At 74.2% G+C, this 1762-nt stretch carries 3 protein-coding genes and 1 pseudogene; all 4 read right to left on the bottom strand.

Features of this window, described 5'->3' with window-relative positions; translation table 11 throughout:
* Positions 1–267 (bottom strand): annotated as a pseudogene (locus ENN83_RS12935) (hypothetical protein); the annotation flags it as partial.
* Positions 264–644 carry an ExbD/TolR family protein gene (locus tag ENN83_RS12930; RefSeq protein WP_287187595.1) on the bottom strand — a complete coding sequence of 127 codons (381 nt, stop codon included), beginning with the start codon at positions 642–644 and terminating at the stop codon, positions 264–266. The pseudogene ENN83_RS12935 and the gene ENN83_RS12930, both read right to left, overlap by 4 nt.
* Positions 645–649: 5 nt before the next feature.
* A complete protein-coding gene (locus tag ENN83_RS12925) occupies positions 650–1030 on the bottom strand; it encodes an ExbD/TolR family protein (protein WP_287187593.1) in 381 nt (126 codons plus the stop codon).
* Entirely contained in the window at positions 1030–1653 is a 624-nt protein-coding gene (locus ENN83_RS12920; RefSeq protein WP_287187592.1) for a MotA/TolQ/ExbB proton channel family protein, read from the bottom strand. The genes ENN83_RS12925 and ENN83_RS12920 overlap by 1 nt, the downstream gene beginning before the upstream one ends.
* Positions 1654–1762: the final 109 nt, after the last annotated feature.

Raw genomic sequence — 1762 nt, 5'->3', positions numbered from 1 at the left:
GGCCTCGGGGTCGGGGCTGCGCGGCGCGGTGACATGCGTCGGGGCGACGGGTTCGGGCGCGGCGGTCTGGACCTCGGGCGGCGCGGTCCATTCCTCGGCGAGGCGCGACAGCGCGGGCGGGGCGGCCGCAAGCGTCACCAGCGCAGCCCCCCCCTCGCCACCCCCGCCCCCGGGTGCGCCTTGCGGCCGGGCGACAAGGCCGAACGCCGCCAGATGCAGCCCCGCGGCCAGCGGCAGGAAGACCGACAACTCGGCCAGCCGTCTCATCGCGGCACCGTTTGCAGGCGCAACGCGCCCTGCCCCTCGGCCGCAAGCCGCGCCGTCAGCCTTGCCAGCGCCGCGGCCTCGACGCCTGCATCGGCGCGGATCACCAGCGGATGGACGGTATCGCGGGCGGCCAGCGCGGCAAAGACCGCCTCGCCCCGCGCCGCGCCATAGGCCAACGCCCCATCGCCGGACAGGTAAAGCGTGTCGCCCGCAACCGGATCCTGCGCCGCGGCCCGGGGCGGCGCGGCCTCGAAGGGTTCGGGGGGTGCGATCCGGGCGCTCATCAGGAAGAAGATCAGCAGCAGGAAGACCACGTTTATCATCGGAACGATGCTGTCGGCCCTGGCGCGCGGGGCGGGAGTGTCGAAGTCGAACATCGCCCCTACTCCACCAGCACCAGACCGGAGAAGCCCGCCCCTGCCAGCCCCTCCATCGCATCGACAAGGGCCTGGAGGTCAGCGCCGTCGCGCGGGCGGATCAGCACTGGATCGGCGGGGCTGTCGGTCAGCCGACCCAGCGCCGCGGCCAGGGCGGGCAGGTCCATCGCGACACCGTTCAGCCGCAGCCCGCCGGGCACCACCTCGACCAGCCGGGGCGGGCCCTGCCATCCCGCCGGGGCGGCGGTGGCCGGGGTCAGATCAAGCCCCGAAAGCGGGCCGAAACGGGCGGCGATCATGAAGAACACCAGCAACAGGAAGACCACGTCGATCATCGGCGTCAGGCTGGGGCGGCGGATGCGGCGGGGCCGATCGAAGGCGAACATCAGCGCGCCCCCCCGGCCAGGAACAGCCGCGTCGCCAGATCCTCCATATCGGCCCGGGCGCTGTCGGCGATGGCCTCGAACCAGGTGACGGCCATGGCGGCGGGGATCGCCACGGCCATGCCCGCGGCGGTGGTCAGCAGCGCCGCCCAGATGCCCCCGGCCAGATCGGACGGATCGGCAGCGGCGCCCGAGGATTCCAGCGCCTGGAACGCCTCGATCATCCCCATGACCGTGCCCAGAAGCCCCAGCAGAGGCGCGATCACCGAGATCAGTTCCAGCGCCCTTATCCCCGCGCGCGCCTCGGCCAGCAGGCGGCGGGCGATGCGGGTGGTCTCCTCGCGGGCCTTGGCCTCGGGCAGGCCCGCGCCCAGCGCCCCGATCGCCGCCCGCACCAGCCGGGCACGCAGCCCGACCCGACCCGCGACGATCGCCGCCGCCTCGTCGCGCGCGCCCTGTTGCCAGAGCGCGACGGCGCGTTCGGCGCGCTGGCCCGCAAAGGCGCCCAGCAGGGCAAGGCGCCACAGCTTCCACAGGATCAGCGCCAGCGTCGCCACCGACAGCGCCGCGATGGCCCAGATCGCCAGGCCGCCGCGTTCAAGGAACAGGGCGATCGCCTCCATCATCGACCTCCCTCCGCGCCCCGGAGCGCGGTGCATATCGCCTCCGGCCCCTCGGTCAGCGCCGCGGGGCCGGGCGAGAGGATCAGCGGCGCCTTGATCTCGTGGATGCGGC

Origin of the sequence: Rhodovulum sp., assembly GCF_011048875.1 — a bacterium.
GTDB lineage: Bacteria > Pseudomonadota > Alphaproteobacteria > Rhodobacterales > Rhodobacteraceae > Rhodovulum > Rhodovulum tesquicola.
This window is presented reverse-complemented; position numbering and strand designations above follow the sequence as displayed.